The 26,545-nt window shown below is 46.7% G+C and carries 24 protein-coding genes; 13 read left to right on the top strand and 11 right to left on the bottom strand.

The window, feature by feature from the left end:
* Positions 1-18 precede the first annotated feature (18 nt).
* A complete protein-coding gene (locus MHI55_RS06345; RefSeq protein WP_340389342.1) occupies positions 19-1,014 on the top strand; it encodes an LCP family protein in 996 nt (331 codons plus the stop codon).
* Between the two features lie 139 nt (positions 1,015-1,153).
* Positions 1,154-2,407: an acyltransferase gene (locus tag MHI55_RS06340; RefSeq protein WP_340389340.1), complete on the top strand. Its 1,254-nt coding sequence runs from the start codon at positions 1,154-1,156 to the stop codon at positions 2,405-2,407.
* Between the two features lie 37 nt (positions 2,408-2,444).
* Here the strand turns inward: MHI55_RS06340 and MHI55_RS06335 are convergent, their stop codons facing one another.
* Complete coding sequence (locus tag MHI55_RS06335; RefSeq protein WP_340389338.1) at positions 2,445-3,182, bottom strand: hypothetical protein; 738 nt, start codon at positions 3,180-3,182, stop codon at positions 2,445-2,447.
* A 219-nt stretch (positions 3,183-3,401) separates the two neighbouring features.
* On the opposite strand from MHI55_RS06335, the gene MHI55_RS06330 reads away from it, so the two are divergent.
* Both MHI55_RS06330 and MHI55_RS06325 read left to right on the top strand, forming a co-directional pair.
* On the top strand, positions 3,402-4,349 hold the full coding sequence (locus MHI55_RS06330) for a hypothetical protein (protein ID WP_253506129.1): 948 nt from the start codon (positions 3,402-3,404) through the stop codon (positions 4,347-4,349).
* Between the two features lie 54 nt (positions 4,350-4,403).
* The gene (locus tag MHI55_RS06325; protein WP_143781073.1) at positions 4,404-4,646 is read left to right on the top strand and encodes an NHLP leader peptide family RiPP precursor; all 243 of its coding nucleotides are present in this window, start codon (positions 4,404-4,406) and stop codon (positions 4,644-4,646) included.
* A gap of 77 nt (positions 4,647-4,723) precedes the next feature.
* Here the strand turns inward: MHI55_RS06325 and MHI55_RS06320 are convergent, their stop codons facing one another.
* Positions 4,724-6,622, bottom strand: a complete 1,899-nt coding sequence (locus MHI55_RS06320; protein ID WP_340389336.1) for a HAMP domain-containing sensor histidine kinase — start codon at positions 6,620-6,622, stop codon at positions 4,724-4,726.
* Between the two features lie 153 nt (positions 6,623-6,775).
* Positions 6,776-7,057, bottom strand: a complete 282-nt coding sequence (locus tag MHI55_RS06315; RefSeq protein ID WP_036611533.1) for a hypothetical protein — start codon at positions 7,055-7,057, stop codon at positions 6,776-6,778.
* A gap of 144 nt (positions 7,058-7,201) precedes the next feature.
* Between MHI55_RS06315 and MHI55_RS06310 the strand changes: the two genes are divergently transcribed.
* The 3 genes from MHI55_RS06310 (at position 7,202) to MHI55_RS06300 (ending at position 8,088) form a co-directional block, all read left to right on the top strand.
* The gene (locus tag MHI55_RS06310) at positions 7,202-7,363 is read left to right on the top strand and encodes a hypothetical protein (protein WP_017690239.1); all 162 of its coding nucleotides are present in this window, start codon (positions 7,202-7,204) and stop codon (positions 7,361-7,363) included.
* 122 nt (positions 7,364-7,485) lie between these two features.
* Positions 7,486-7,857: a hypothetical protein gene (locus MHI55_RS06305; RefSeq protein ID WP_036611534.1), complete on the top strand. Its 372-nt coding sequence runs from the start codon at positions 7,486-7,488 to the stop codon at positions 7,855-7,857.
* Positions 7,858-7,896: 39 nt separating this feature from the next.
* Entirely contained in the window at positions 7,897-8,088 is a 192-nt protein-coding gene (locus tag MHI55_RS06300) for a hypothetical protein (protein WP_221819027.1), read from the top strand.
* 102 nt (positions 8,089-8,190) lie between these two features.
* On the opposite strand, the gene MHI55_RS06295 is transcribed toward MHI55_RS06300, so the two are convergent.
* Positions 8,191-9,405: an MFS transporter gene (locus MHI55_RS06295; RefSeq protein ID WP_047841895.1), complete on the bottom strand. Its 1,215-nt coding sequence runs from the start codon at positions 9,403-9,405 to the stop codon at positions 8,191-8,193.
* Positions 9,406-9,660: 255 nt separating this feature from the next.
* On the opposite strand from MHI55_RS06295, the gene MHI55_RS06290 reads away from it, so the two are divergent.
* From MHI55_RS06290 to MHI55_RS06280, 3 genes are all read left to right on the top strand, one after another.
* Positions 9,661-10,311 carry a peptidylprolyl isomerase gene (locus MHI55_RS06290; protein ID WP_340389334.1) on the top strand — a complete coding sequence of 217 codons (651 nt, stop codon included), beginning with the start codon at positions 9,661-9,663 and terminating at the stop codon, positions 10,309-10,311.
* Between the two features lie 492 nt (positions 10,312-10,803).
* Positions 10,804-11,067, top strand: coding sequence for a YqkE family protein (locus tag MHI55_RS06285; RefSeq protein ID WP_036612099.1), 264 nt, complete (start codon positions 10,804-10,806; stop codon positions 11,065-11,067).
* Positions 11,068-11,275: 208 nt separating this feature from the next.
* On the top strand, positions 11,276-12,070 hold the full coding sequence (locus MHI55_RS06280) for an SDR family NAD(P)-dependent oxidoreductase (protein WP_036612094.1): 795 nt from the start codon (positions 11,276-11,278) through the stop codon (positions 12,068-12,070).
* 133 nt (positions 12,071-12,203) lie between these two features.
* On the opposite strand, the gene MHI55_RS06275 is transcribed toward MHI55_RS06280, so the two are convergent.
* A complete protein-coding gene (locus MHI55_RS06275) occupies positions 12,204-12,965 on the bottom strand; it encodes a TIGR02206 family membrane protein (RefSeq protein ID WP_076251317.1) in 762 nt (253 codons plus the stop codon).
* A gap of 262 nt (positions 12,966-13,227) precedes the next feature.
* Between MHI55_RS06275 and MHI55_RS06270 the strand changes: the two genes are divergently transcribed.
* Positions 13,228-14,202 carry a ring-cleaving dioxygenase gene (locus MHI55_RS06270; protein ID WP_340389332.1) on the top strand — a complete coding sequence of 325 codons (975 nt, stop codon included), beginning with the start codon at positions 13,228-13,230 and terminating at the stop codon, positions 14,200-14,202.
* A gap of 151 nt (positions 14,203-14,353) precedes the next feature.
* Here MHI55_RS06270 and MHI55_RS06265 read toward each other — a convergent pair whose 3' ends face one another.
* From MHI55_RS06265 to MHI55_RS06255, 3 genes are all read right to left on the bottom strand, one after another.
* Positions 14,354-15,061: a stalk domain-containing protein gene (locus MHI55_RS06265; RefSeq protein WP_036672368.1), complete on the bottom strand. Its 708-nt coding sequence runs from the start codon at positions 15,059-15,061 to the stop codon at positions 14,354-14,356.
* Between the two features lie 268 nt (positions 15,062-15,329).
* Positions 15,330-16,175 (bottom strand): hypothetical protein, encoded by an 846-nt coding sequence (locus MHI55_RS06260; protein ID WP_051447252.1) that lies wholly within the window; start codon positions 16,173-16,175, stop codon positions 15,330-15,332.
* A gap of 198 nt (positions 16,176-16,373) precedes the next feature.
* A complete protein-coding gene (locus MHI55_RS06255) occupies positions 16,374-17,651 on the bottom strand; it encodes a methyl-accepting chemotaxis protein (protein WP_036612082.1) in 1,278 nt (425 codons plus the stop codon).
* Between the two features lie 334 nt (positions 17,652-17,985).
* On the opposite strand from MHI55_RS06255, the gene MHI55_RS06250 reads away from it, so the two are divergent.
* On the top strand, positions 17,986-19,419 hold the full coding sequence (locus tag MHI55_RS06250) for an aspartate ammonia-lyase (RefSeq protein ID WP_047841890.1): 1,434 nt from the start codon (positions 17,986-17,988) through the stop codon (positions 19,417-19,419).
* A 121-nt stretch (positions 19,420-19,540) separates the two neighbouring features.
* On the opposite strand, the gene rpoN is transcribed toward MHI55_RS06250, so the two are convergent.
* Together rpoN and pruA are read right to left on the bottom strand one after the other, a co-directional pair.
* Positions 19,541-20,845, bottom strand: a complete 1,305-nt coding sequence (rpoN, locus tag MHI55_RS06245; protein WP_340389330.1) for an RNA polymerase factor sigma-54 — start codon at positions 20,843-20,845, stop codon at positions 19,541-19,543.
* Between the two features lie 128 nt (positions 20,846-20,973).
* On the bottom strand, positions 20,974-22,521 hold the full coding sequence (gene pruA / locus MHI55_RS06240; protein ID WP_076251309.1) for an L-glutamate gamma-semialdehyde dehydrogenase: 1,548 nt from the start codon (positions 22,519-22,521) through the stop codon (positions 20,974-20,976).
* A gap of 400 nt (positions 22,522-22,921) precedes the next feature.
* Here pruA and MHI55_RS06235 point away from each other — a divergent pair, with 400 nt between their 5' ends.
* Positions 22,922-23,845, top strand: coding sequence for a proline dehydrogenase family protein (locus tag MHI55_RS06235; protein WP_340389328.1), 924 nt, complete (start codon positions 22,922-22,924; stop codon positions 23,843-23,845).
* A gap of 227 nt (positions 23,846-24,072) precedes the next feature.
* Here MHI55_RS06235 and MHI55_RS06230 read toward each other — a convergent pair whose 3' ends face one another.
* Positions 24,073-26,103, bottom strand: coding sequence for a collagen-like protein (locus tag MHI55_RS06230; RefSeq protein ID WP_340389326.1), 2,031 nt, complete (start codon positions 26,101-26,103; stop codon positions 24,073-24,075).
* Between the last annotated feature and the right edge of the window lie 442 nt (positions 26,104-26,545).

Genomic DNA, 26,545 nt, shown 5'->3' with positions numbered 1-26,545 from the left:
CATAGAAAGGTGAAGATTATGCTTAAAAAATGGTTATGGGGTACAGCCCTGACCCTGGCACTTGCGATTACAGGTGTCGTTGTATATTACGGATATTCGATTGTTCATTTTGCCAATAGCATCTCCACGGCTTCCGGGACTTCATCCAACTCGTCCTCTTCCGGCACAGACAACGATTCAGACACACCAACAACAACGATTCCCAGATGGGAGGGCCAAGAACGGGTGAACATTCTGCTCCTTGGTGGAGACTCAAGAGGCGACGATGCAGGACGCTCGGACTCGGTCATGGTCGCTTCCATTGATCCGGTCACCAAGAAAGCCCATCTATTCTCCGTACTGCGTGATACCTATGTCGCCATTCCCGGGCATGGAAAAAGCAGACTTAATGCAGCCTTTTCCTACGGGGGTGCGGAGCTGACCAAACAAACCGTCAGTGATCTGCTCGGTATTCCCATTCAGCATTATGTCTACACAGACTTTACAGGTTTCATGGCACTCGTTGATGCGGTAGGTGGCATTGAAATCGACGTGGAGAAAGACATGTATTACACCAGTAAAGCAGATAAACATATGTACGACATTGACTTAAAAAAAGGATTGCAGCATATGGACGGCAAGACCGCCCTGCAATATGTTCGGTTCCGGCATGATGCCACATCGGATTTCACCCGTACCGAACGGCAGCGGATCTTCATGACCGAGCTGGCCAAGAAAATGCAGAGCACTACGTCGCTTTTCAAAATCCCGGATATCCTGGAAGCCATCGCTCCCTATATCGAGACAGATCTTAGTCCAACCCAGATGTTAAAACTCGCATCACTTGGCTTCGATATCCATGTGAACGAAATCGATCAGCAGCAGATTCCACCAAACAAGCTACTCACCAATGAACTGGTCGGCTCAGCTCAGGTGCTGGGTGTTGATGTAACCAAACTCCAGTCCTACATTCAGAAACTGTTTGAAGAAGATGCCGAGTCCTCAGAGACTCCATCATCAGAGGAACAGAACTAAAACAAGCATGAGATATATCAATAGAAAAGACGGCCAAAGCCGTCTTTTTTAGTACCTATTTTCTCCATTTAATGCAGTCTTAATGTTTAACGGGTACCCTTATGTGATGAACTCCGGTTCCTGGAGGGAGGATTACAATGTGAAAAAACCGCGAATAGCGGAATGGACCGAACTGCGGGGCATTGCCTTTCTGGCAATCGTCATGCAGCATAGTATCGCTGAGTATATCTACCGCGCTGATATTGAACAACCGGATTCCATTATGCTGACCATGATTTATCATCTGACCCGATTTGGTACGCCAACGTTTGTATTTCTATCGGGTGTAATGTTGTTTTACCATCATCGTAACACCAAACCGGAATATCCTCGCTTCATTCGAAAGCGATTTGGCGATATTTATATGCCGTTTGTCGTATGGACACTGATCTACTGGCTTTCTGTCCGTATCTTCACCCCCGCGTTCTGGCTTGCAGGCATACCGGATTTTCGCAGTCTGATTCGTGAACTGTTTATACCACAGACGGGATATCATCTCTGGTTTGTTATTATGGTGTTTCAGTTCTATATTCTGTTCCCCCTGTTCTGGACAGGAGCAAAAGCCATTCAGAGACGTATCCAGAACACCTCACGTTTCACGCCCATGCAAGTCATTATCGGACTAATTCTCTTTGCAGCAGCACTATATGCCCTGCTTATGCAATGGTCCTACTATAATATGGGGGGCTGGACAGAATCCATGTCTGAGCCTTGGTCAACGTTGCTGCAATATCGCTCCTATTCATGGGTGATGTACTGGTTTTACTTTTTACTGGGTGCCGTATGTGCCTGGTCAGTGGATAGCTGGAGGAGTTGGACCACGAAGATCCTGCCTTGGACGATCTGTCTGTTTATAGGGATGTATATATGGCTTGGTTACGAAGTGCTGCGTGGGTCCGGGGATGTTGTTAATCTGAATATCTCCACCTATCTGAAACCAACCACATTTCTGATCATTATGGCTCAGATGTTTATGATGTATGGTTTCCTTGTACTGATGCGGGGCAAAGATACACGGTTTCAGCGCCTCTTAGCCTGGATTGGCCGCTATTCATTTGGTGGATATCTGGTTCATGCACTGGTGATCTACGCGATCGCTTATGTCACCAGACCGCTTCAACTCAGTGGATGGCATCTGCCTGTAACGTTGCTATCGTTCCTTGTAACCGTTGGTATTGCTCTTGCAATCAGTTGGGCGCTGTCCAAGCTTCCTGGCTCACGTTTCACCGTAGGGTTAATGCGCAAACCACGTTTAACTCCCAATCCATCAGCTGCTGTGGACAAAAGAAATTCACCTGAGCGAACTCCGTCACCCGGCTCAACTCGCAGTCCGGGAACGAGTGAGCCGTTTTAGAATAAAGAAGAGCGTCCCCTCACGGAGACGCTCTTCTTTAATTTACTTCGCTCGAAGTTGATCGTCCAGGAACAGGTTCCTGGGGACCCGGGGCTGGATGTACATTGCCCTTCTGATTCACAAATCTCTTCAGATCACCCGTTAATTGTTCCTTCAGCTTGTCCACCAGCTGCGTTTCACTAATGCCTTTTGCCTGAGCAATCTCAGCCAGGGATTTCCCTCCCTGAAGCTGCTCGTGCAGTTGAGCAGGGGTGACTCCAATAAACCGGGCAATTTCGCCCTTATCTACCATGGAACGTTTGCCATGGTGGGCAAATTCACGCCGCAAATCACGCAGCGGTGTATTAATGACCTTTTTCAACTTGGTATCCATGTCTGCCTTCGTGGCTGCAGCTTGTTCCTTGGTGAGACAACCTTCTTCCACAGCTTGATCCAAACGCTGTGCCAGTGTAGGCTTCAACTTCTGCAATAACTGCTCCTCACTAAGTCCCTTACGCTCTTTCGCAATCTGGGACAACGTCTTGCCAAGTTCCATCTGTTCTTTCAGATCCCGAAGTCCAATCCCAAGCAAGTCTGCCGTCTCACCAATCATGAACAGACCGTGTCCTGCCTGCATGCATGGCTTCGCTGGTTTGCCGGAGGAAGAAGCTTTTGACGCATCGTCATGTTGCTCAGCACGAACGGCTGGATCAGCAAATGCCACATGTCCTGTTGCTGCTGTTATAACTACGGCTGCCAATCCGGCTGCCATCCATGTTTTCCACTTCAAATTCATTTTTCTGCCGCCTTTCCGATGTCGAAATCCTGTGCCTTCCTAGTTTGGGCCTAAAATCCACTTTTTTATGCCATAAAATACAAAAAGTCATCATTTTTCTCACAATTGATCACAAAAAATCCTATTTTTTTCAGTTTATTTCCGCTATACTAAATGTAACTTCATGATCTAGTCGAACAGTCCTTAGTCACCTTATCGCAGGAAGGACGATATGTAATAATGCGGAAAGATTGGTTAGATCCGTTTAGATCCGATCTGGAGGTCGTGTTTGCTTCAGCGGAACAACTCGTACGGGAATATCCCGAACCCTTGTCAGGACATGCATTAGAGCAGCTTCGTTCGGTTAATCCGCTGTTACGAGATTCGGGACACAGCTACATCGGGTACATCACTCCACTTTGGATGCAACACTCAGATAAACTACCCCCAGAGAAAGCACACCAATTAAGTACAGCCTGTCTCATCCATATGTTATATTTTCTGAATCAGGACGACGTGATGGATGAACAACCGGAGAATGCCACATTGAAGTTATCCCTGGGTAATCTATATTACATGGATGCACTTCAATCTTACTCGGTATTATTCAATCCTTCCTCCACGTTCTGGGTCTATTTCAGACAATATGTAGTGGATTGGGCCGTGAGTGTTACGGGTGAGCATTCCATTGATTATTTCCAACAGAATCCCTTGTTGATTGCGCAAAAGGCTGCCCCTCTCCTCATTGGAGCTACTGGTGCACTGCTTCTGCTGAATCAGTCCGACCGGATCATCCCGGTGTGTTCTGCCATCAACATCACACTCATGACACTTCAGATGACCGATGACTTCACAGACACGCAACAAGATGCTGTGCATGGAAACTACAACAGCTACCTCTCCCACATATCCGCAGCACTGAATCACAACTATCCAGTTCAACCTCTAAGCGAACGTATACATGACAATGTATACAATACACAACTCATGAACTCTTACGTAGACATTGCTTATCACTATAATCGTACACTAACATCGTCTAACTTAGGAATATCGCATCTTGAGGCGTTTGATTCTTATTTATGCAGCACTTTAGTACAAGCTGTTCAGGACATTACACAACGGAAGAAACAGCTTCTCCAAGGCGGGTTTCATCACTGGATTAGCGAGCAACAGTTGGGATTCTGAGCATAAGGACTAAGCTGATTCAGTTTAATTTTAAATATGAAGGGAATGTTGACGATGATGGTATCAGAGAAAACGTTGCATGAGGATATTATTGAAAAGGCTTGGACTGACGAGCACTTCAGACAACAATTGCACTCCAATCCGAAGCAGGCGCTTCGTGAAGCGTTTGGCATCGTAATTCCGGAGCACATTCAGGTACGTACTGTTGAGGAGCAGCAGAATAACTATGTACTTGTCATACCTCCCAATCCTTCCAAAGTAAATTATGATGTGAATTGCGGACCTTGGAGAAGTTAATTCGGGTGAGCTAATCTTGTAGTGTAAGAAATCTGGGGTAGGAACAAAAAAAGCCGCTGTATCCTTCTGTGAGTTCGTCAATCGACGAACTCGACAAAAGATACAACCGCTTCTGTTCCTACCCCTTTGGTGCTTGTAAAGCTGATCTGTCCTTGCATCGCTTCAACAATACGGAATGTCACCATCATGCCGAGGCCTGTGCCTTTGATTTTATTGGAGAAATAAGGCTCGCCCAACCGGGAGAGTGCTTCCTCGTCCATTCCTTCTCCGTTATCCCTGACATGCACCTTAATCATTCCGTCCTGCTTGTACGCCCAGATATCAATCTGGCCTTGTCCCTGCAGAGCTTCAATACTGTTCTTAATAATATTGATAAAAGCCTGCTTAAACTTCGAGGAATTGCCTCGAATATATAGATCTGGCGGAATGTCGGTGGTGATTTTACCACCTTCCAGATTAGCCATCGGTACAAGAATGCCTTCAATATGATTGAACTCATCCGAGATATTGAGCGAGATAATATGATCAAACTCAGGTTTGGCAAAGGTAAGAAAATCCGTTATGATGCCCGAAGCCCGATCAAGTTCTTCCAGTGCAATTCGCACATACCCCTTATTTTTGTTGTCTTCCTGTTCCGTCATAAGTTGCAAGAACCCTCTTGTCACCTGAAGTGGATTACGTACTTCATGGGCAACGGAAGCGGCCAATTCACTAATAATCTCCATCTTTTCGGATCGCTGCAACTCATTGTTGAACAGCTCCAGTTCCTTGGAATACTCTAGAACTTTAGTATGTTTTTCGGCAAAACGACTTCCGAGAATGGCAATCAACGAGATCACAAATGCAACCATGGACCATTTCCACCATAACAGATGATACGTCCCACTCCGCTGATAATACCACAACAGTTCAGCCACACTGATCAAGGCAAATGTACCAAATCCTGTCGCAAGCAGCATAGCTTCCCGATTTCGTTGCAGCGCTTTGGCGATGGTACCAACCAACAGGATTGTCAGCAGAATGACCAACACAATGCCAACCACACGCTGTACGAGCAGATTGTAGAGGATCTCCCATTGCCCACCTGAAGTAACATAGATAAATAGAGATAACACCGCGATAACTGAATATATGAATAGTATTTTTCGCAGTTTGGTGAAGATTCCATGCAGTCCTGGCCCGATAATCTGTTCAAAAAAATAACATAGCGCTGGCATACCCAGCAGCATCGCCAGATCAAAGACTACGGAATACAGGTCACCATATACCTGATAGAACGTATACAAAAATTGCGAGTACGTGATGATCATTGTGCCGATGGAACCCATCACGATGCATAGCGAGATCCATAATCCCTTATGGAATTTGCCAAGGAAGAATGTACAACTCAGCATCGTAATCGCTGTGAACACAAAGGTCGCGCCCAAAATTACATCAATAAGTCCGTTATGAATATATTTCTCCTGTAACGCGGCATAAGGTCCAACCTGAACAATACCTTGTATCCCCAGACGGCCTTTTTCATTTTGCGACCATACATAGAGCGTGTCACCTGAATTTTCGCTGGATAAGGGCAGCAACACAGCATTATTATCATAATTGTAATGATAGTTCTCGTAGACCTTGCGGTCTTCCAGATAAACAACAATATGATTGCCTTTAACGTTCTCAAATCGAATGGCTGAACTTTCCTCACTCAACTCAGGAATGGTCAGGCGAGTCCATAAAGAATTCGATCGATCCGTATTGCTATACTCTAATTTATCGCTGCCCTGCTTTTCCCATATCTCGTCTGCTCCCTTAACCTCACTGATGAACCCTTGATCGTCAACGTTCCCCCATTTTACTTCCCATCCTGTAATGGATACAGGTTGCTGAACCGCTCCTGTAGTTGCAAAGACTATCCCATGTGGCATGCCTAGAATAATCAATACACTCATCCATAAGATGACGATAGCTTTGGGCACATTTTTCATTCACAGCACCTCAAAGTTCTAATTTTCCCTATCTTAGATTCTCTCATTTATCATTCGCCACCGTTTGTCACGTCACCTTCTTGAGATAAAATGAAATTTCACATTTAAGTCGATTTATAGTCTTATTTCCATTTTATTGTTAAAGTTATTCAATTAATCACGCAGGTCTTCGAACTGGTTCACTATCATTTCCCGTTCTTTCTGTTCAACTTGACTGCGAAATTCAAGCCACTGCTCTGTCTCCTCATCATCATAGATGGTCCATATGTCGGAAAAAAGGAAATCCCGTAACTGGACAACTTGCCCGGACCATATACCGCCTACCCAAAACAAACCATCCGGACGACGGATGACGGTACGGGAGAACCCGGGTGTGGACGCCTTTTGCCCGATACGGATGCGTGTGATCATATTACCCAGTGTATACCAGTCCACATGAATCCCTCCCTTACATATTCAAGCTTCATCATAACATAGGCAAAACAGGAAAAGCTGTAAAAACGGTGGCTGCGATTCAATCCTTTGCTCCGGGTGTAATGGTTTCTCAAAGCAAACAAACACGCTAAGGAGATGATTACAATGAATGAGCCCCATCGTACGGTTGAGGTAGAACATAAGGATGTTCAGCATAAATCGGATTCAAGTATGGTCGCTTCCACATTTATTAAATATGCCGCATATATCATTATCTTTTTCGGATTCTTATACTTCTTGGTTAAATATGTATTCCCCAAATTCTAAGGCATTCATATCGTAGCGAACACCCGGAGATAATAACCTGTGCAAGATTACAATACTAGCGCTTTGGGTAACTACGGGGTAAGAAGCATTTGGACAACCGACAATGAAAGGAAGTGTTACTCATGTCTGACAAACCAATTAGTAACGAAGAGAGCGACCGCTATTATGACCGTTATCAGAGGTCCCGCGATATTCCACCAGAGACGGAAGTCCCGGAAGGCGATATGGATACCTTTGATGAAGTTTCCGGCAGACGGATTGTAACGGAAGATTCGGATCTGGCACCCGTAGCCGCAACCGCTGTGGATGAGCCGGAATTGGATTCACGTTTGGCTGAGACACCGCTGGAATCTGTACCGGATGCAGACCTTCTGCAACCGAACAGTCCGGTTGATCCTGCTGCACCCGATCCGGATGCGCTGCATGGTACCGATCTGCTTAATGGTGCTGGTGCAGATGCCAAACCAGAGAACGACATTCCACCACGACATTAACAGCTGTTATGACATCCTGAATGAGGAGGTGCATACACGATGAAGGAAGATCGCCAAAAGCAGGTGCATGAACCGGATAATCTCGTGACCGAACGGGATATTGACCCGGACTTCGGACTGTTCACTGAGGACTCCTTTCCCGAAGCACTTGAGGATGAGGATCAACGTGATGCGGTCGAACATGCCATTCCCAAAGAGAAGGCTTCTCGTAAGCCCTCTTCGGATGACTAACTTATATAGATCCGTAGTAGACTTAAAAAAGATGACGTCTGTAATTTCACAGCGTCATCTTTTTTGTTACCTGTAAGTTCACTTTCTCTTTGCAATTCGGCATCAACGCTTAGCGGAAACCTTACTTGCCACGGGCAGTTTGTGATCCAATCCTGACCACTTCGCTACAATCGCAGTGATGATCAATGCCACTCCATTAATAATAAATATCCAGCGTATCGGCAGCCAGCCCCCAAGTACACCACCAATAATCGGTCCCGCCATCGTCCCGATCTGGGCAGCGGATTGATTCAGACTAAAAGCCCTGCCCCGGAAACTCGATGCGGTAGCCTGCACAATCATGGCGTTAATTGCTGGAAATACAGCCGCAAAGAATAAACCATACACAAATCGTAAAATGCCGAAAGCGATATAACCTGTTGTAAAGAACTGCAGAAGATTCCCTACAGCCCCACCAACCAGTCCAATGATCAACACTTTACCGTATCCAATCCTTGAACCAATCTTGCCCCAACGCGGCGCCATAATAACTGTTGCTACCCCCACCGCTGAGAAAATAATACCCGAGCTGAGTGAGGCACGATCCGGCTGAACGCCCATCTCCATCACATAGACCGTCAATAGTGGCTCCAGAATCATGACGGAGAATGTACATATGCCCATCATGCCAAGCACCGTCATAAACAAACGATTCGCTCTTGCTTCACGAATGTCATCCATGACGTGGGAACGCGCTTTGTTCCGGTTGAAGTTCTCTTCTTTTACCCAGAAGGTTGCGATGATCGCGGAGACTAACACAACAATAGCCGAAAACAAAAATGCATTCCGGTTGCCATAATAATGACTCACCACGCCACCAATTAACGGTCCGATAATACCACCAGTGGCTCCTGCAGTGGACATAATACCAAGTGCATAACCAGTCTTCTCTTCAGGTGTATTTGTGCCTACCAGGGCAATCGCTGCTGGAACAAACCCTGCAAGCAGACCCTGGAACAATCGAACAACAATCAGCGAATACGGGTCCTGCACGAAATAATTAATTAAATACAAGACGGCAAGGCTGTATCCCGACCGGATCAGCATGGGCTTGCGTCCGTATTTGTCAGCCAGTGATCCCCAGAACGGAGACACGAGTGCACTCGCAAGAAACGTAATGCCAAATGCCAGTCCAGACCATAACTCCAGGTGATCACGAACCCCCAAGTCAGCACTTAGAAACAGGGGCAGAAATGGAATCGAGATCGAATACGCGGTGCTGCAAAAAAATACACCAATCCACAATATGACCAGATTGCGCTTCCACGAGAAGTTCATATACCCGCACGCCCTTTCCGTTACTGACGACGGGACTGCCCTGTATTGGAGCGGACGGAACAGACCCGTACGTCCCGATGCGGAAGCATTTTCCTTATTTTACACCCATCATTCCACGAAGACCATCCCTTGTTCACCACAAACACATGTATTACATTGCCATCCTGTCCACAAAAACGGTATGATAGTTGGGTAAATATCCAAATATGATTTGGAGAAAATATATAATGCAGAGATGCAAGGAGGAACGTTTTCATGTCTTTACGGTGGAAAAAAACAACCGCAGTATCGCTCGTTCTTGCGATGCTGCTTATCGTCATTAGTGGTTGCGGACGCCCTGCAACCAGTGCCGAGCAAGCGCCGGTCCCGGCCGCACCTGAAGGTCCAAACCCGGTTGCTACCATTGAGATGCAGGATGGTCAAAAGATCGTTATTGAGCTCTATCCCGAGATTGCGCCCAACACGGTGTATAATTTCATCTCCCTTGCGAATAAAGGGTTCTATGACGGCCTGATCTTTCACCGGGTCATTCCGGGCTTTATGGTTCAAAGTGGTGACCCAAATGGTAACGGTTCGGGCGGCCCGGGATACACGATTAAGGGCGAATTTACATCCAACGGTCACAAAAACCACCTGAATCATACTCGCGGAGTTATTTCCATGGCACGAAAAGATGGAGATCTGGATTCCGCAGGCTCCCAATTCTTCATCATGTTAGCTGACGCGGATCATTTGGATAATGCCTATGCTACTTTTGGAAAAGTGACCGAAGGTATGGAAGTTGTTGATAACATTGCAGCTCAGGAAATAGGTGAAGGTGACAAACCCGTTACGGATCAAGTTATGAAAAAAGTTACGGTAGACACCCACGGTCTGGAGTATCCAGAGCCGGTAAAAGTGCCTTAATCAGCAGCTTAGCCAAACAGATGAAACCTCATTTTTATATCTCGTTAATGAGTTAATGAACTCTAAACAAACAAAAGCTCTGTCCTTTGCGAATCTCGCAAGGCAGAGCTTTATTTTTTGATTTTAATGATAGCGGTTACATATATGACTTTATAAAAAATGACCTCTTCCGGCATCATCCTCAATACATCCATCCCATCAAACGTAACCAGCCGATAATCGCAATCCATAACGGGCAGCTAAAGGCAACGCCCCATGCAAGCCCTTTCAGTAAACCACGGTTTACTTCCACGAACAACGACTCCTTTCTCCAGGGAATAGTCGCAGTATCGGTAATAGTATATGATTTTATACCCGTTTTCATTCGTCACGCAACCCTCGTTTTCCTGCTTTTGTTCCGCAGATTCATGGAATGCTTTACGGGAACCTGATATACTATGACTACTGTACGATAAATGGAACCTGATTCATGTTTGGAAAGGAGATTTTCCTATGGCAAAATCCAAAAAACGCACTCCTGCTCCCAAAGCAGCAGTAGCACAGGATAAACCCACAACACTGAAGGATCTGCTTAGCAGTGATGTGCTGGAGAAGCTGAAAGCTCAGGCGGATGAAGCCAAGGCTGCCGAAGCGGCTCTTAAAGAGCAGGAACGTCAGCAAGCAGAAGAAGCTCGCCAAGCGGAGCAGAAGCGCCGGGATAACGACTTCGAATATTTGCTCAATAACAGTGCAATGGACTGGAAGAAACATAAGTAAGTATCGGGCATGACTTGAATGAGTTTCCCACCATTCACATGCCAAAATAAGTTCACAGCAGACAGATGATGAAGTTGATCTGTTCCAGAACAGGGCCGCATTGCGGTCCTGTTCTTTTTGATATATACACATATGATTCACGCATCTTGAGCCGGGTATGTTAGAAGTAGAGCGTACAACGATAATCTAACTTATGGAGGGATCAGAGATGACAGAACAACGTTTGGAAGGCAAAGTCGCGATTGTAACCGGAGGTGGATCGGGTATTGGTCAGGCTACCGCTATTCGTTTCGCCGAGCATGGGGCCAAAGTATATATGCTCGATCGCACACCCGAAAATGCGGAGGAAACAAAGCAGACGATTGAAAAGGCTGGCGGAGAAGCGTATGTGATCGAATGTGATATCTCCAAACCGGATAATGTGCAGAAGGCAATCAATCAGGCTGCGGCTGAAGCGGGTAAACTGGATATCATATTTGCAAATGCAGGCATTAACGGAACGATGGCCCCGATTGAAACGATGGAAATTGAGGACTGGGACCAGACGATGGAGATCAATATGCGAGGAACCTTCGCAACCGTCAAATATGCCATTCCTCATCTGAAAGAACATGGCGGCAGCATCATTATTACCAGTTCCATCAATGGTAACCGGGTCTTCTCAGGGATCGGTTTCTCTGCATACGCTTCCAGCAAAGCGGGACAAACTGCGTTTACCAAGATGGCTGCGCTGGAGTTGGCTCGTTATAAGATACGTGTTAACGCCGTCTGCCCAGGAGCCATCGATACCAACATTGATGATAACACCTACCCGTCGGATGATCTGAAAGAAGTACAGATTCCCGTTGAATTCCCTGAGGGTCACGAACATCCGCTCAAGGGCGAACCTGGAACGTCGAAGCAAGTGGCGAACCTCGTTCTGTTCCTCGCTTCCGATGAAGCCTCTCATGTTACAGGTACACGAATCTATGTGGATGGTGCGGAATCTCTGCTCCGTGGTTAAAAATATAAAAGCTGGCCCCATTCAGGGACAACGCCCAAACATCCCGCAAGCGACCTGATCCAGTCAGGTTACTGCGGGATGTTTTATATAAAGAGTTTATAATGCGGCGCAGACGCAACTACAAGGATTATCCCTATACCGCGGAGCTTTTACCTTTTTTCACACGATGCTTCAACCGATCTGGAATGGCAAAGAGCAAAATGTACATTAGCGAGAACAAAACTAGCGCAAGTATCTCTTCCCCAAGGATGTACATGGGATACGGACCTAGCATATCCAGCACCGAGGGTGTACTCGGCTTGTGTCTCAAAAACATATAATTCGCGTCAAGCATGACATCTACAATGTATACAATTAGTGCTGCCACATTCACAAATATCATCGAACCTGCTACAGATCTCCAGCTAGGTCGCAGCTGTTCTACCCAGGTCATGTAGAGTAAAGCCAGAATAATGCAGGCATGAGCAACGAAAAATTGAATAAATCGAAAATGTGCATAACCATAACCCAGATTAGGAGTCAGGATCGCCATAAGGGCTCCGGCAATGCCTGCAAACAGCAGTGCAGTATGCAACAGTCGACTGCGTGTCAGTAGTAACAACGCCGATAATAGCAGAGACAGACTGCATAGTTCGAGTGGCAGTGACGTCTGCAGGCTCCATATCCCTCCATACACATACCAGAGCTGCAGCACGATTTCGGAGGCAAACATGATACAAGCCAGAACAATCCGCAGTATGCGGCGTGCCCTCTCTGACCATGATCGAAGATGGTGTCGAAGCAAAAACATCAGTACAATCAATGCTGTAATTACGCTAATTGAAACGATATGTGAAGTGGAGAACAGGATAAACGGCTCTGCATCATAAGGGTCCAGCCATGGTGGATACGCCATGCATCTCTTCTCTCCTTTACAAGAATCTCACCAACATTATCTCTCTTTAATGTTAACTTTTTCATTTTGCCATTGAATGAAAGAGCTGTCCAGTTGGAATTCTAAATAAGCATTGTAATTTAAATATCTTTATGTTAAGATAAATTCAGAAACAAAACAAACTAAAAGTTAGTAACTTTCTTAATCGAAATAAAATATACCGTACTTAACAAACGTTCAACTGAACATTTACACTATCCCATTTCACCTAGGAGGAATTATTATGCAAATCAAAGGACTTCACCACGTATCCGCTCTAACAGCACATGCCGATCAGAACTATCGTTTCTACACCAACATCATGGGTTTGCGCCTCATTAAAAAAACGGTCAATCAGGACGACGTGTCCGTCTACCATCTCTTCTATGGCGATGAAAAAGGCAATCCGGGTACCGAACTTACCTTCTTCGAGATTCCGATGGCCGGACAGACACGTGAAGGTGTGAACAGTATATCTGGCACGTCACTGCGCGTTCCAAGTGATGCAGCACTGACTTACTGGCAGCAGCGTTTTGACGAATTCGAAGTCCCACATGGAGAGATTGTTGAACGGGGTGGTCGTGCCACGCTCTCGTTCACAGACTTTGAAGGACAACGTCTGATTCTGGTCTCGGATGAAAATAATACAGGTGTCGCTGGTGGTAAACCATGGGATCAGAGCCCTGTGCCTGCCGAGTATGGCATTGTAGGCCTAGGCCCTATCCATCTTACGGTAAAAGATGCTTCCCTTACCGCTCCGGTTCTTACCGAACTGCTCGGTTTCAGAGCTAAAGGAAGTTACCCTGCCTTTACTCCAGGTCAACCTGATGTACTCGTTTTTGAATCCGGTGAAGGTGGTAGCGGCTCCGAGGTGCATGTTGAGGAACGGAATGACCTTGCCCAAGAGCGTCCTGGACGTGGCAGCGTACATCATGTTGCGTTCCGTGTGGATAACGAACAAGAACTGAAACAGTGGGTGGAACGGGTTCGTAACTTCCAATTCCCTAACTCCGGTTTTGTAGATCGCTTCTACTTCCGCTCCCTGTACTTCCGTGAAGCAAACGGTATTCTATTCGAACTTGCAACCGATGGTCCGGGATTTGATACAGACGAAGAATTGGAGCATCTGGGTGAATCGCTTGCTTTGCCTCCATTCCTTGAAGGTCGCCGCGCCGAGATTGAAGCCAATCTTAAACCGCTGGATACCGTCATTCGTTAATATTCGTAACAAAAAGAAAATAAAAAACGATGTTCACCAGGCAACTCTGAATACCGGATACGGTTCAGGAATCGCCTAGTGAATCATCGTTTTTTTTATGTTTATGCTTGCCTTGCCCCTTCTGTAAGGTCGCAAACTTGCAGATTGTGTTTTACTTCGTCAGATACGATGTTGTGAGCGGTACAAACAGAGCCGAACCCGGATCTTCAGATACAATCTCTACATAGACAGCGTCTGTACCTTTAACATCCACATCTAGACTCATCATACCGCTTTCTGGAGTGATATTGAACTTTTTGAGTGTCGCGAGATCCTGATCATAGATATGAATCTCCTGATTTCCTTTCAGCGCGGCAAGTTCCAAGTGCAGAGAAGAATACTTTTTACCCGTATTAATCTGGATATCATCCCCCTGTTTCGTAGGATCATTATGCAGATAAACATCCTTGTAATCCTTGCCTTTATATGTGGTATCCTTAGGATCTTTGGTGTGCCAAGCGGTAGATCCCAGTACGGATGTTCCAAGTGCACTCAGCGTTACTTTTCCGTTGGTTACGGGCGCAGATCCATTCTTTCCACCAATCAGGACGGATGAAGTTGCACTGTCATAAGTGATCTCTGTCCCAAGCAAAGATCCCACAGCACGCACAGGCAAATAAGTCGTTCCGTTGTAAGTGATAGGCAACACTGTTTTACCATTGGCATCTTTGGCTGTCACCGTGGCACCATCCATTTTTAGCGTAATCTTGCTGTTTAGATAGGCTTTAATCTGCTCCAACCCTGTTGCTGCGAGTGCACCTGTTCCGATCCCAAGCGTTAGTGTGCCTACCATCAAACCCAGTACAACTTTTTTCTTCATCAAAATCCCTCCTGAATGTTAAAATGATTTGTCCTTTATACATTTAAACGACTAAAGTGATAATGTCAATTGTTTCCTACGTTTTTAGTACACAGTGCCTATTTCCGGGCAGCACAAAACGAGGCTGTATGTCCCCATTTTTTTCAGCCTCGCCCTGTTTCCCATTGTCCGTATACGGAGAAAGGAAGATATTCTTGTCAGTTGTTCACTTAACTCCACAATCGAGAACTTTTAATTCCCACTGCACTATGATATCAACAGGATGATATCAATCAAAAGATTCATAATATTCTTCTTCATACACTTCCATGCTGTACTTCAAATCTACGGCCTTCCACTCGCCATCTTGATACTCATAAGCAAATGTCAGATCACCCGCATACAAAGCCGCACCGTAAGATCCTGCTGCTGATACGACAAGCTGGCCATCCTCTACACTGTAATAGGTAACTCCACCGAACCCCAACTCTTCGTTATATACGCCGCCACTCGTATCTTCCTCGATCCGTAAAGGTTCTGCTTGAACGCCATCAACGGCGACATCAACATCCACACGGTCTGATCTAACCGTAACTTTTGACTTCACATGTTGTTTCGCAATCTCATCCAGAGATTGCATCTTCATCTCTTCCAGCGTTACCGGATTAATGATACGTGCTTGTCCCAAATAAATACCTGTTCCATGACCTTCCGTGTACAAAACGATAATTTCTTTCTGGCCGTCTCCATTCAGATCCAACTCGTGCACTTCGGGTTTGTAAGACCCGCCTTCTCCCTGCCAATCACTAAATTCTTGCACTTTGCCGTCCACTTCCAAAATCATTCCGTTATATATATATCCTGAACCCTCAACTTTCATAGGGTATAATCTGACCTTCTCATTCTCTGGAGCTATCGAAATGTATTCCTCTTTCACGGGGATGGATTCCTGTGTTGTCTTCGCTGTGTCATGCATTTTATCTATATTGGAAGCCTCGACCACTTCGGTCTGGCTGGATTGATCATCTATGTTAAGCTGTTTTTGCGATTCATTCATGGTTCTGGCAGCCGAAGTTGTACTAATCGTAGCTACCGCCAAAATAATCATCAGCAGGATACCTGTCCAAGTTTTCAATATACTGGGCTCCTTTATCTGTTGTGATAATCCTATTATATCTTCATTTATCGCCTGCAAGTTGCGAATTTGTTAATCTTTCATAAAATAATCTTTACAAATTTTCGTTTTCACGAAAGAACGTTCGGCTTTAACCAGAATAAGCAAATTATCATGCCAAAACTGTTCTCCAAAAACAAAAAAAATCCCGAACACAGCTTAAGGCTGCATCCGGAATGCTTTGGTTTTGTCCAATAACCGATCGGTTAATTGTCTCAGTTCTTCAGCCGAGGATGAAATCTCCTCCATGATGGCTGTCTCTTCGTGTGCGGCATCCATAATTCGTCTCGCCTCATCCGAGAACGATCCGGCTTTCCCCTGGATCTTCTTCACATGACCGTGCGTTTGCTCCACGCGACCGGTCTGTTCTGCAATCTTGGAACCGATATCATGCGCACCCTTCATAAATACTTCCACTGTTCCTGTCAGTTCATGCAACGTCTGATCCACAGAGACGGTCCGCTCCGATTCATTAACCACGAGACCATGCTGCTCATGAGACAGTTGGGCTGTCTCCCTGATCCGCTCTTGCACACGACTAATCAGCTCATTAATACGGTGTACCGATTCCTTACTTTCGTCTGCCAGCTTGCGGATCTGCTGCGCCACGACTGCAAAACCAGAACCCTCTTCGCCAGCTCGTGCAGCCTCAATGGAAGCATTCAAGGCAAGTAACCCAGTTTCCTCTGCGATGTTTTTGACAGACTGGGTAATTACCTCGATATCGGAGGCTTCCTTCTCCAGCAACAGCATAATATCGCGGGAACGATTGTGCGACTCGGCCAGCTCGTCCATCCCTTTCATCAACGATGAGAAAGTCTGTTTTGTATGATCCACCGATCGTTCCATCTGACCGGACATCTCTGTCATGTCCATTGACTGGCTATGCATACGTTGGAAATCGTTCAGCATCTCATCCGCAGTGATCAAAGATTGATGGGAAGTGACCTTCTGTTCTTCTACGCCTACTGCAATATGATCTACCGCATCCGACATCATCTCGATCTGTTCAGCGGCCTGGGTAATCGCTTCACTCAGAGACTGTGCGTTCTGTGAAGTCGTTCTTGTACTGTCTGCAATATCATTTACAATGCTTCGAAGGTTAGAAACCATTGCGCGAAAAGCATCATATAATACAGTAAGTTCATCCTGCGTGCGTCGCTGCGGAATCTCGGTTGTCAGATCTCCCGCTGATACCTGCTGTGCAGCCCGGGACAGGTGAACGATTGGACGAGTCAGCCAGCGTGAGGCAAACCATCCCAGAATCCCGTTCCAGCATACTCCCATGATCAGGATAATCGATATGTATACCCAATTCGGAATATCTAACGTAATCCAGTCTTTGACAAAAAATATAAAAAAGCCGCTAGTTCCGTAGGTAATAATCGAAATCAGTACCAGACCTGCGACAGTCTTTGCTCCTAAAGTCCATTTCATGTGCACACCCCGTAGTCCTTTTTTCCTATTTTACCAATCATGTACCAAATTTCATGTGATATACATCACTGAAACCGTTCTATTCCCCCCATACTTGCCGTTCATGCATGACTTCTCTACCATAAAGCGCATAATGTATAAGACAAGCTTGGCCGCCCCTCCCTTTCTTAAAAATTGAATAATATTCCATTTAAAATCCCTAATTTTATTTATTATCGGCACAAGAGGCCAAATGATTTAGATTGGCATCCATTTTGCTTAAATGATATACTGAGTGCGCTTCAGCAACGCTGGAGCCGAACTATTTTTATTGATGCCACTGGAGGCGAACGAGATGTCTACTATGTCCACACGGACGGAGAAAGATTTTATCGGTGAAAAAGAAATCCCGGCTTATGCTTATTACGGAATTCAGACGGTACGGGCCGTGGAAAACTTCCCGATTACCGGCGTTCCGGTACACCGGGAGCTGATCACGGCTCTGGCTGCGGTGAAGAAGGCAGCAGCGATTACCAACATGGAGTTGAAGATGCTGCCGAGCAAGATTGGCGATGTAATCGTCATGGCGGCTGAAGAAATGATGAAAGGCCATCATCTGGATCATTTTATTGTAGACTCCATTCAGGGCGGTGCAGGCACCTCCATGAATATGAATATGAATGAAATTTTGGCCAACCGCGGGCTGGAACTGTTAACCAAAAGCAAGGGAGACTACTTCCATTGCAATCCCAATAATCATGTGAACATGTCCCAATCTACTAATGACGTGGTTCCTACAGCACTGCGCATTGCGGCGTACCAACTGTCGGAGACGTTACTCGCTACCATGAGAAGACTACAGGATGCGTTCCGTAAAAAAGAAGTGGAATTCAACGATGTGGTCAAGGTTGGCCGTACCCATCTTCAGGATGCCGTACCTATTCGCCTTGGACAAGAATTCGGAGCTTATGCCCGTGTAATCGGACGGGATATTGAGCGTCTTGAATTCGCCAATCGCCGCTTGCTTACCATTAACATGGGTGCAACTGCGGTAGGTACAGGACTCAATGCAAAACCCGAATATATCGTCAAAGTTACAGAGCACCTGTCAGCTGTTACCGGACTACCACTACAAACAGCTGAGGATCTCGTGGATGCAACCCAGAACACAGATGCCTATCTGGAACTTTCAGCGGCGCTGAAGGTATGTGCGGTTAGCCTTTCCAAAATCTGTAATGACATTCGCTTGATGGCTTCAGGCCCGCGTGCAGGATTCAATGAATTGCGCCTGCCACCGCGTCAGCCAGGTTCGTCCATTATGCCGGGCAAAGTCAACCCCGTTATGGCGGAAGTCATTAACCAGGTATCCTTCCAGGTGATGGGGAACGATCATACGATCTGTATGGCGTGTGAAGCCGGTCAATTCGAGCTGAATGTCATGGGCCCAGTTATTGCGTTCAACTTGCTGCAATCGCTGAAAATTATGAATAACGGCATCGATGTTTTCACGCGTTATGCAGTTGAAGAGATGGAAGCTAACCGTGAGCGCTGCGAATTAATCATGAACCAAAGTTTCAGTATGGTTACGGCATTGAACCCGCACTTGGGTTATAATGTGGCAGCTTCCATCGTGAAGGAAGCGCTCAAGACTGGACTTTCCTTACAAGAGATTATTTTGGAACGCGGATTGCTGACACCGGAAGAACTGGAAGAGATTCTTCATCCGGAACAGATGACTACACCAGGGATTGCCGGAGAACACTTCCTGCGTAATATGGAACGATTGTAGGTAATCAGGAAAACTGGTGCAGCAATCCAAACACGAACTAATTAACAAGAACCCCCACAGACCGTTTATCCGGTTTGCGGGGGTTCTTGTATTCAGAGATGATAAGACGCCAGCTATTCGATTAAGCCCACCGTTTACGCTCAAGGGAAGGCAGAATCTGAAGTTCCTCCCTGTACTTGGCAACCGTTCTGCGGGAGATGACAATCCCCTCCTCGGCGAGCAGTGTGGCCAAATGACTATCCGAGTATGGACGCTGAGCCTGCTCCATGCGAATGATTTCTTTTAATCTTCGTTTTACCGCTGATGCTGATGTTTTATCCCCTGACGTTGTACTGATTCCCGAGGCAAAAAAAGCCCTGAGTTCATATACACCATGTGGTGTCTCAATGTATTTACCGTTCACCGCCCGACTTACCGTTGATTCATGCATGCCAATCTTCTCTGCAATAACAGCCAGATTAAGTGGTTTTAGCGCGGATGGGCCTTTGACCAAAAAGTGCTTCTGCTCTTCCATCACTGCCGCCAGCACACGCACTAAAGTCCTGCGCCGCAAGTGTACACTCCGAATGATAGCCCTCGCCTCTGCCACACGGGTAGACCAGATTGTGTCCGGAGCCTCTTCCCTGATCCAGCGGAAGCACGCTTCATTCATCGATACCCGAGGGTTACCTGCTGTATGCAAACTATAATGGACCTCACCGTTACGCACCCCAACAATGGCATCCGGAATAATGTAATGTGGCCGTTCTATACATCCGATCGATCGACAGGGCTTGGGATCGAGACGTGTAATATAGTCATAGGCAATCTGAGCTTCCTGCGAAGTCATGCCTAATCGTCTCCCTGTTCTACCTGGGTGAAAAGGAACCAGTGCTTCCAATCCCGCTTCCACCATCCACTCCGCATTCAGCGCTGCTGATGGATCACGTCTAATCTGGAGCAACAGACATTCTTGCAGATTCCGCGCCCCTACACCAGCAGGGTCCAGCGATTGGAGAAGCTCCAGTCCCGCTGCAATCTTGCTCATCGGAAGCTCAAGTGTTGCTTGCACCTCTGCCAGTTCAACCGTCAGATAACCATCATCATTAACGCACCCTGCCAAATATACGGCCATATTTTCCAATTCGTCTGAAATTGTCATCACTCGAATTTGCGCAATCAGCAATTGTTCCAGAGTAGGTTCGGCACCTTTAGCCTGAAGCAACGGATCATAGGAATCATACCTGCGCTGATCCATTCGCCGCGGAATCCGGGCAAGGGGCACAGCTTGTTCTTCCAGTTCAAGCACCGGATTTTCCTCCGCTGCGTCCAGCAAGTAACGAGTCAGATCCTGGCCAGACATGGTTAGCAAATGAAAGGATTGTTTCATCTCCGGCGTGATGGACAGCCGAATACGTTGTTCCTGTACCAACTGAACACCTAACATCCGTTACCCTCCTTATGCCTTCGGCAATAAGCATCTGTGTTTCTTATACGAACAAAAGGATTTGCAGGGATAATAGCATACTATTCAAGCGAATGTAAGAAGTTTTTAGTTGGATTATGAGTTTCTGTCTAGTATTTCTCCGACACCAGCTTCGCCTGGGTAAACAACAGCAGATAGTCTCTTCCACCTGCCTTGGAATCCGTGCCTGACATGTTAAATCCGCCAAATGGATGTGTGCCTACCAGTGCTCCGGTACATTTCCGGTTGAAATACAGATTACCCGCAAAGTATTCGCGTCTTGCCTGTTCCAGATGTTCACGATTACGTGAGATCACCGCGCCGGTCAGACCATAGTCTGTATTATTGGCGATATCCAATGCATCCTGGAAAGATTCTGCTTTGATGAACGCAAGCACAGGTCCAAAAATTTCATCCTGAGCAATCCGGGCTTTTGGGTCCACATCGGCAATTATGGTTGGTTCAATGAAATAACCTTCAACGTTCCCTGTACCGCCACCGTGCACAAGACGCCCCTCACCCTTGCCGATTTCAATATATTCCGTGATCTTTGCATATGCCTTGTCATCGATAACCGGCCCAACTTGACTGCCAACTTCAAGAGGACTACCCATCGTCAGTTTCTGTGTCCGTTCAATCACTTTTTGCAATACTTCATCATATACATCCTTATGAATAATGGCACGGGAACACGCCGAACATTTCTGGCCTGAGAAACCAAATGCCGAAGCGGTAATGGACTCTGCCGCGAGTTCCAGATCACTGTCACTGTCTACTACGATAGAATCCTTGCCGCCCATCTCTGCAATAACCCGTTTGATCCACTTCTGACCTGGAGCTGTTCGTGCTGCACGTTCATTAATTCGCAGTCCCACATCTCGGGAACCGGTGAAGCTGATAAACCGGGTGAGCGCATGATCCACGAGATAATCACCCACTTCACTGCCTGGTCCTGGTAAAAAATTCACAACGCCATCCGGCAGACCAACTTCTGCGAGCAGCTCCATAAACTTGGCGGCAATCACCGGAGTTGTGCTGGCAGGCTTCAAGACCACTGTGTTGCCAGATACCAGTGCAGCCGAAGTCATGCCTGCCATAATCGCCAGCGGGAAGTTCCAAGGTGGAATAACAACACCAACACCCAGCGGAATATAGCTCAGCTCATTATCTTCCCCTGCAATCCGCACGAGGGGCTGCGGTTCACTCAGTCGCTGCATATCCCGTGCATAGAATTCCATAAAATCAATGGCTTCTGCTGTATCCGCATCGGCTTCAGGCCAAGTCTTGCCGGCTTCATAAACCATCCATGCAGAGAACTCATGCTTGCGACGGCGCATAATGGCAGCTGCTTTGTATAGATAACGAGCCCGTTCATTCGGGTCAGTATGTTTCCATGTGTGGAATGTCTCCGCTGCTGTCTGAATGGCCTTTTCGGCCAATTCCTGATCTGCCTGATGGATCGTTCCGACAACTTGATTCTTGGCTGCGGGGTTCACGGAAGTTAACGTGCGGCTGCTTGTTATTTTTTGCCCACCAATAATAATCGGGTATTCCTGCCCAAGTTCAGCTTCTACCTGACGAAGTGCGTCTTCAAATGCTTCCTGGTTCGCCTGGACTGCAAAGGGTGTGAATGGTTCGTTAACAAAAGGGATATTCATCAATGATTCCTCCTTCAGGATGTGGGATTCGCTGGCTGCTCGCCTGAATTATTTTGCATGTTACTCATCACCAAATATATGTAGCAAAATCCGTGCCAACTCCGGTTGAGACTGAAATATTTTTCTCGTTAAATTTAACTAAAGAAAATTCACACGGGCCACTCCGATGACAGAATAACCTTCCGATCGCTGTTATCCCCAGATTTTTTTATTTCCTTTTTATAGAGGGAAAATCCGGGGATAAAGGCGAGCGCTCCACTTCTTCAGGTTCTTTCTGTCCTCTCCGTTTTGTGTAAATGTTTAGTTCAATTTAATTTTCATGAAAAATAGTAGACATCACCAAATCTGGCACGTTTCTTGCTTGAATTAAAGATGCACAATGCTGAGGGAGGAAACGAAAATGAGTGTGGGAACGGAAATATATCGCAAAACCTTATTAACCGTGGCAGGCAACAAAGCTGTAGAGAACCTGTCCATTAGATATGGTAAGAAGCTGGCAGGCAAGTTTATTGCAGGAAACACCTTGGAAGAAGCTCTCGAAGAGATCCACATACTCAATAATAAAGGCATTATGGCTACACTCGATCATCTGGGCGAAGGCATCACTCGCCTGAGCGAAGCGGCATTGTACAGGGATGAGTATGTACGCCTGGTAGAAGGCATTGCACGTGAAGGCGTAGACTCCAACGTCTCGCTAAAACCAACCCAGATGGGCCTCGCACTTGACCCGGAAGAGGGTTATCGAAATATCCGTACCGTTGCCACACAAGCCAAATTGCATGATCTATTTGTCCGAATTGATATGGAGGATAGTCCATTTACTCAAGCGACGCTGGATATTGTCCGAAGACTGCACTCGGAAGGACTGCATAATACAGGCACAGTATTGCAAGCCTACCTGCATCGCACCGAAGAAGATACACGTGATATAATTCGGGAAGGTATTCGGCTTCGGCTGGTTAAAGGTGCTTACAAAGAACCTGGATCAGTCGCCTATCAGAATACTTCTGAAGTCATTCATCAATTCAAAACGATGATTCGTAATCACCTCGATCAGGGTGTGTACACTGCGGTTGCCTCGCATGATGATCACATCATTAACTGGACGAAACAATACGCCAAGGATCGGGGGATCTCGACGGATGCCTTTGAATTTCAGATGTTATATGGTCTGCGCATGAGCGAACAGGAACGTCTCGCCAAAGAAGGCTATCGCATTCGCTGTTACGTACCTTATGGCACCATGTGGTATCCGTACTATACCCGCCGTTTGGCCGAAAAACCGGCTAATCTCTGGATGGTCGTTAAGAATATGTTCCGATAGTTATTCTCCAACTGGATCAATATATATGAAAAAAGACAAAAGAAAACCATGTTGCCTCTTTTTTTCTGGGCACATGGTTTTTTTCTGTACGAACACTTTAGCAGAGCATCCAACTTTCCTTTTCTCCGGTTCTTCTCTTAATGTCTAAAAAATTAGCATCCCCAATTTTAAATGTCTATTTTTTTGGACACATCCATTTATTAATCAAAATTATACGCTCGAAAAGTTTAACTGCTTAACTGTTGAATAAGAATAGAAGCATTAGCATTGGTCTGTGTTCCACCTGCTAGTGTTTGCAGACCAACAGCTGATGCGCTGGAATGATTTCGTAATGTCAGCACATCACCGGGAGCAGCCGTAATAATGACCATGCCTGGATTCGGTTGAGTCCCAGCTCCTGAACCATAGACACTGCCACCTACAGGGGCTCCGTTTTGATAAAGGGTGAATTGGTTTGCCTGCACACCTGCAACGTTGAAAAACACCGCATAGTCCCCAGCATTACCAATAATAATCGCAGCGGTATTGGGCGCATGAGTAATATTAGTAAGATTTTGGTTGCTGTCGAAGATTACATCCGCTTCAATAGCTACAGTTTGAGCTGAAGTATTAAAAATATAGGCGTACGAGGACAACCCTTGCCCTGCTGTACCGGTTGCTCCAGTGACACCTGTTGTTCCGGTAACCCCAGTGCTTCCTGTTACTCCCGTAATACCCGTGGCTCCTGTTACTCCGGTAGCCCCGGTACTTCCCGTTGCTCCAGTAGCTCCAGTGCTTCCCGTTACTCCCGTAACGCCCGTGGCTCCTGTTACTCCGGTAGCTCCGGTACTTCCCGTTGCTCCCGTAATGCCCGTGGCTCCTGTCACTCCGGTGGCCCCGGTGCTTCCCGTTGCTCCCGTAACGCCCGTGGCTCCTGTCACTCCGGTGGCCCCGGTGCTTCCCGTTGCTCCCGTAACGCCCGTGGCTCCTGTCACTCCGGTGGCCCCGGTGCTTCCCGTTACTCCCGTATCGCCCGTGGCTCCTGTCACTCCGGTGGCCCCGGTGCTTCCCGTTACTCCCGTATCGCCCGTGGCTCCTGTCACTCCGGTGGCCCCGGTGCTTCCCGTTGCTCCCGTAACGCCCGTGGCTCCTGTCACTCCGGTGGCCCCTGTGCCTCCTGTTACTCCTGTAACGCCAGTGGTTCCTGTTACTCCGGTAGCTCCAGTACTTCCCGTTGCTCCCGTAATGCCCGTGGCTCCTGTCACTCCAGTAGCTCCGGTACTTCCCGTTGCTCCCGTAATGCCCGTGGCTCCTGTCACTCCAGTAGCTCCGGTACTTCCCGTTGCTCCCGTAATGCCCGTGGCTCCTGTCACTCCAGTAGCTCCGGTACTTCCCGTTGCTCCCGTAATGCCCGTGGCTCCTGTCACTCCAGTAGCTCCGGTACTTCCCGTTGCTCCCGTAATGCCCGTGGCTCCTGTCACTCCAGTAGCTCCGGTACTTCCCGTTGCTCCCGTAACGCCTGTGGCTCCTGTTATTCCGGTGGTCCCTGTCGCACCCGTAACTCCTGTGATGCCTGTGGCTCCTGTCAATCCAGTAGCTCCGGTGCTTCCCGTTGCTCCCGTAATGCCCGTGGCTCCTGTCACTCCAGTAGCTCCGGTACTTCCCGTTGCTCCCGTAACGCCTGTGGCTCCTGTTATTCCGGTGGTCCCTGTCGCACCCGTAACTCCTGTGATGCCTGTGGCTCCTGTCAATCCAGTAGCTCCGGTGCTTCCCGTTGCTCCCGTTACGCCCGTGGCTCCTGTCACTCCGGTGGTCCCAGTGCCTCCCGTTACTCCCGTAGCTCCTGTCACTCCAGTAGCTCCGGTGCCTCCTGTTACTCCCGTAATACCCGTGGCTCCAGTTACACCCGTTGTGCTCAGCGTTTCTCCCAATAACTCCTGGGATACCAATCGGTGAGCCGCGACTAATTCGCCTGCGGCATTTTTACCCCATACGGATATTTGTGCTTCTGGAGCAGCCGTGTCTGAGGTTGAAAATACAAACTCAAAAGCATCAAAATTCCCATTATAAACTTTGGTTATGACCTGATTAGGTGATACATTGAGCAGTTCTTCTACATATAATGTTCTGACTCCATTAAGGTAATAGCCCCGAAGAAGCACCGTGAACACATCTGTCGCATTCCGGTTATCGATTTTGACCGTAACGGATTGAGTTGGTCGGATCCCCGTTATTCCTGAAATATTATTCTCAATGGGCCCAGTTGATAGAATGGCCATTTCATCACCCTCCTTTGGTTCTTCTTCATGCGGATAGCCTTCATATAGCATTATTCAGAAGTTTCATAATGGTGTGGACAATTCATGTTCTATACGAATAATCACTTCAACTGCCCGTGTAACATATTGAGAAATAACAGCTTAATAAGGTAACTCAAATGTCATTTTTAATAACTCAACCCTCACTTTAAATTACTGAGTCGCTCATAAAAACTAGCATTAATTCCTTAAAATAATAGTAAAAGGAAATATCAGAAATGAAAATTCAACATTGATCTCTTCTGTGCCGACAACATGTATGCTTCATGTCAAAAAATATATACACACCTCATTTGGAAAGTTATAATATGGGTAACCATCATTCTCCAGTCATTTCATATGTAGATCACTTTGTAAGTAACTCGTGTAAAAGAAGTCGTTTCCAAAAGTTATGTTCTAACTG

Origin of the sequence: Paenibacillus sp. FSL E2-0151, from assembly GCF_037993015.1 — a bacterium.
GTDB classification, from domain to species: Bacteria; Bacillota; Bacilli; order Paenibacillales; family Paenibacillaceae; genus Paenibacillus; species Paenibacillus amylolyticus.
Note: the sequence above shows the minus strand (reverse complement) of the source record. Positions and strands in the feature narration are given on the sequence as shown.

Excerpts from the sequence above, each read along its gene's own strand:
- MHI55_RS06335 (WP_340389338.1), bottom strand. The coding sequence starts at position 3,182 with ATGAATTTGAAGTGGAAAACATGGATGGCAGCCGGATTGGCAGCCGTA.
- pruA (WP_076251309.1), bottom strand. The coding sequence starts at position 22,521 with ATGAATATCCCTTTTGTTAACGAACCATTCACACCCTTTGCAGTCCAG.
- MHI55_RS06305 (WP_036611534.1), top strand. The coding sequence starts at position 7,486 with ATGTCTGACAAACCAATTAGTAACGAAGAGAGCGACCGCTATTATGAC.
- MHI55_RS06235 (WP_340389328.1), top strand. The coding sequence starts at position 22,922 with ATGAGTGTGGGAACGGAAATATATCGCAAAACCTTATTAACCGTGGCA.
- rpoN (WP_340389330.1), bottom strand. The coding sequence starts at position 20,845 with ATGTTAGGTGTTCAGTTGGTACAGGAACAACGTATTCGGCTGTCCATC.
- MHI55_RS06300 (WP_221819027.1), top strand. The coding sequence starts at position 7,897 with ATGAAGGAAGATCGCCAAAAGCAGGTGCATGAACCGGATAATCTCGTG.
- MHI55_RS06320 (WP_340389336.1), bottom strand. The coding sequence starts at position 6,622 with ATGAAAAATGTGCCCAAAGCTATCGTCATCTTATGGATGAGTGTATTG.
- MHI55_RS06265 (WP_036672368.1), bottom strand. The coding sequence starts at position 15,061 with ATGAAGAAAAAAGTTGTACTGGGTTTGATGGTAGGCACACTAACGCTT.
- MHI55_RS06290 (WP_340389334.1), top strand. The coding sequence starts at position 9,661 with ATGTCTTTACGGTGGAAAAAAACAACCGCAGTATCGCTCGTTCTTGCG.
- MHI55_RS06345 (WP_340389342.1), top strand. The coding sequence starts at position 19 with ATGCTTAAAAAATGGTTATGGGGTACAGCCCTGACCCTGGCACTTGCG.
- MHI55_RS06295 (WP_047841895.1), bottom strand. The coding sequence starts at position 9,405 with ATGAACTTCTCGTGGAAGCGCAATCTGGTCATATTGTGGATTGGTGTA.
- MHI55_RS06255 (WP_036612082.1), bottom strand. The coding sequence starts at position 17,651 with ATGAAATGGACTTTAGGAGCAAAGACTGTCGCAGGTCTGGTACTGATT.
- MHI55_RS06280 (WP_036612094.1), top strand. The coding sequence starts at position 11,276 with ATGACAGAACAACGTTTGGAAGGCAAAGTCGCGATTGTAACCGGAGGT.
- MHI55_RS06330 (WP_253506129.1), top strand. The coding sequence starts at position 3,402 with ATGCGGAAAGATTGGTTAGATCCGTTTAGATCCGATCTGGAGGTCGTG.
- MHI55_RS06325 (WP_143781073.1), top strand. The coding sequence starts at position 4,404 with ATGATGGTATCAGAGAAAACGTTGCATGAGGATATTATTGAAAAGGCT.
- MHI55_RS06250 (WP_047841890.1), top strand. The coding sequence starts at position 17,986 with ATGTCTACTATGTCCACACGGACGGAGAAAGATTTTATCGGTGAAAAA.
- MHI55_RS06310 (WP_017690239.1), top strand. The coding sequence starts at position 7,202 with ATGAATGAGCCCCATCGTACGGTTGAGGTAGAACATAAGGATGTTCAG.
- MHI55_RS06270 (WP_340389332.1), top strand. The coding sequence starts at position 13,228 with ATGCAAATCAAAGGACTTCACCACGTATCCGCTCTAACAGCACATGCC.
- MHI55_RS06275 (WP_076251317.1), bottom strand. The coding sequence starts at position 12,965 with ATGGCGTATCCACCATGGCTGGACCCTTATGATGCAGAGCCGTTTATC.
- MHI55_RS06230 (WP_340389326.1), bottom strand. The coding sequence starts at position 26,103 with ATGGCCATTCTATCAACTGGGCCCATTGAGAATAATATTTCAGGAATA.
- MHI55_RS06285 (WP_036612099.1), top strand. The coding sequence starts at position 10,804 with ATGGCAAAATCCAAAAAACGCACTCCTGCTCCCAAAGCAGCAGTAGCA.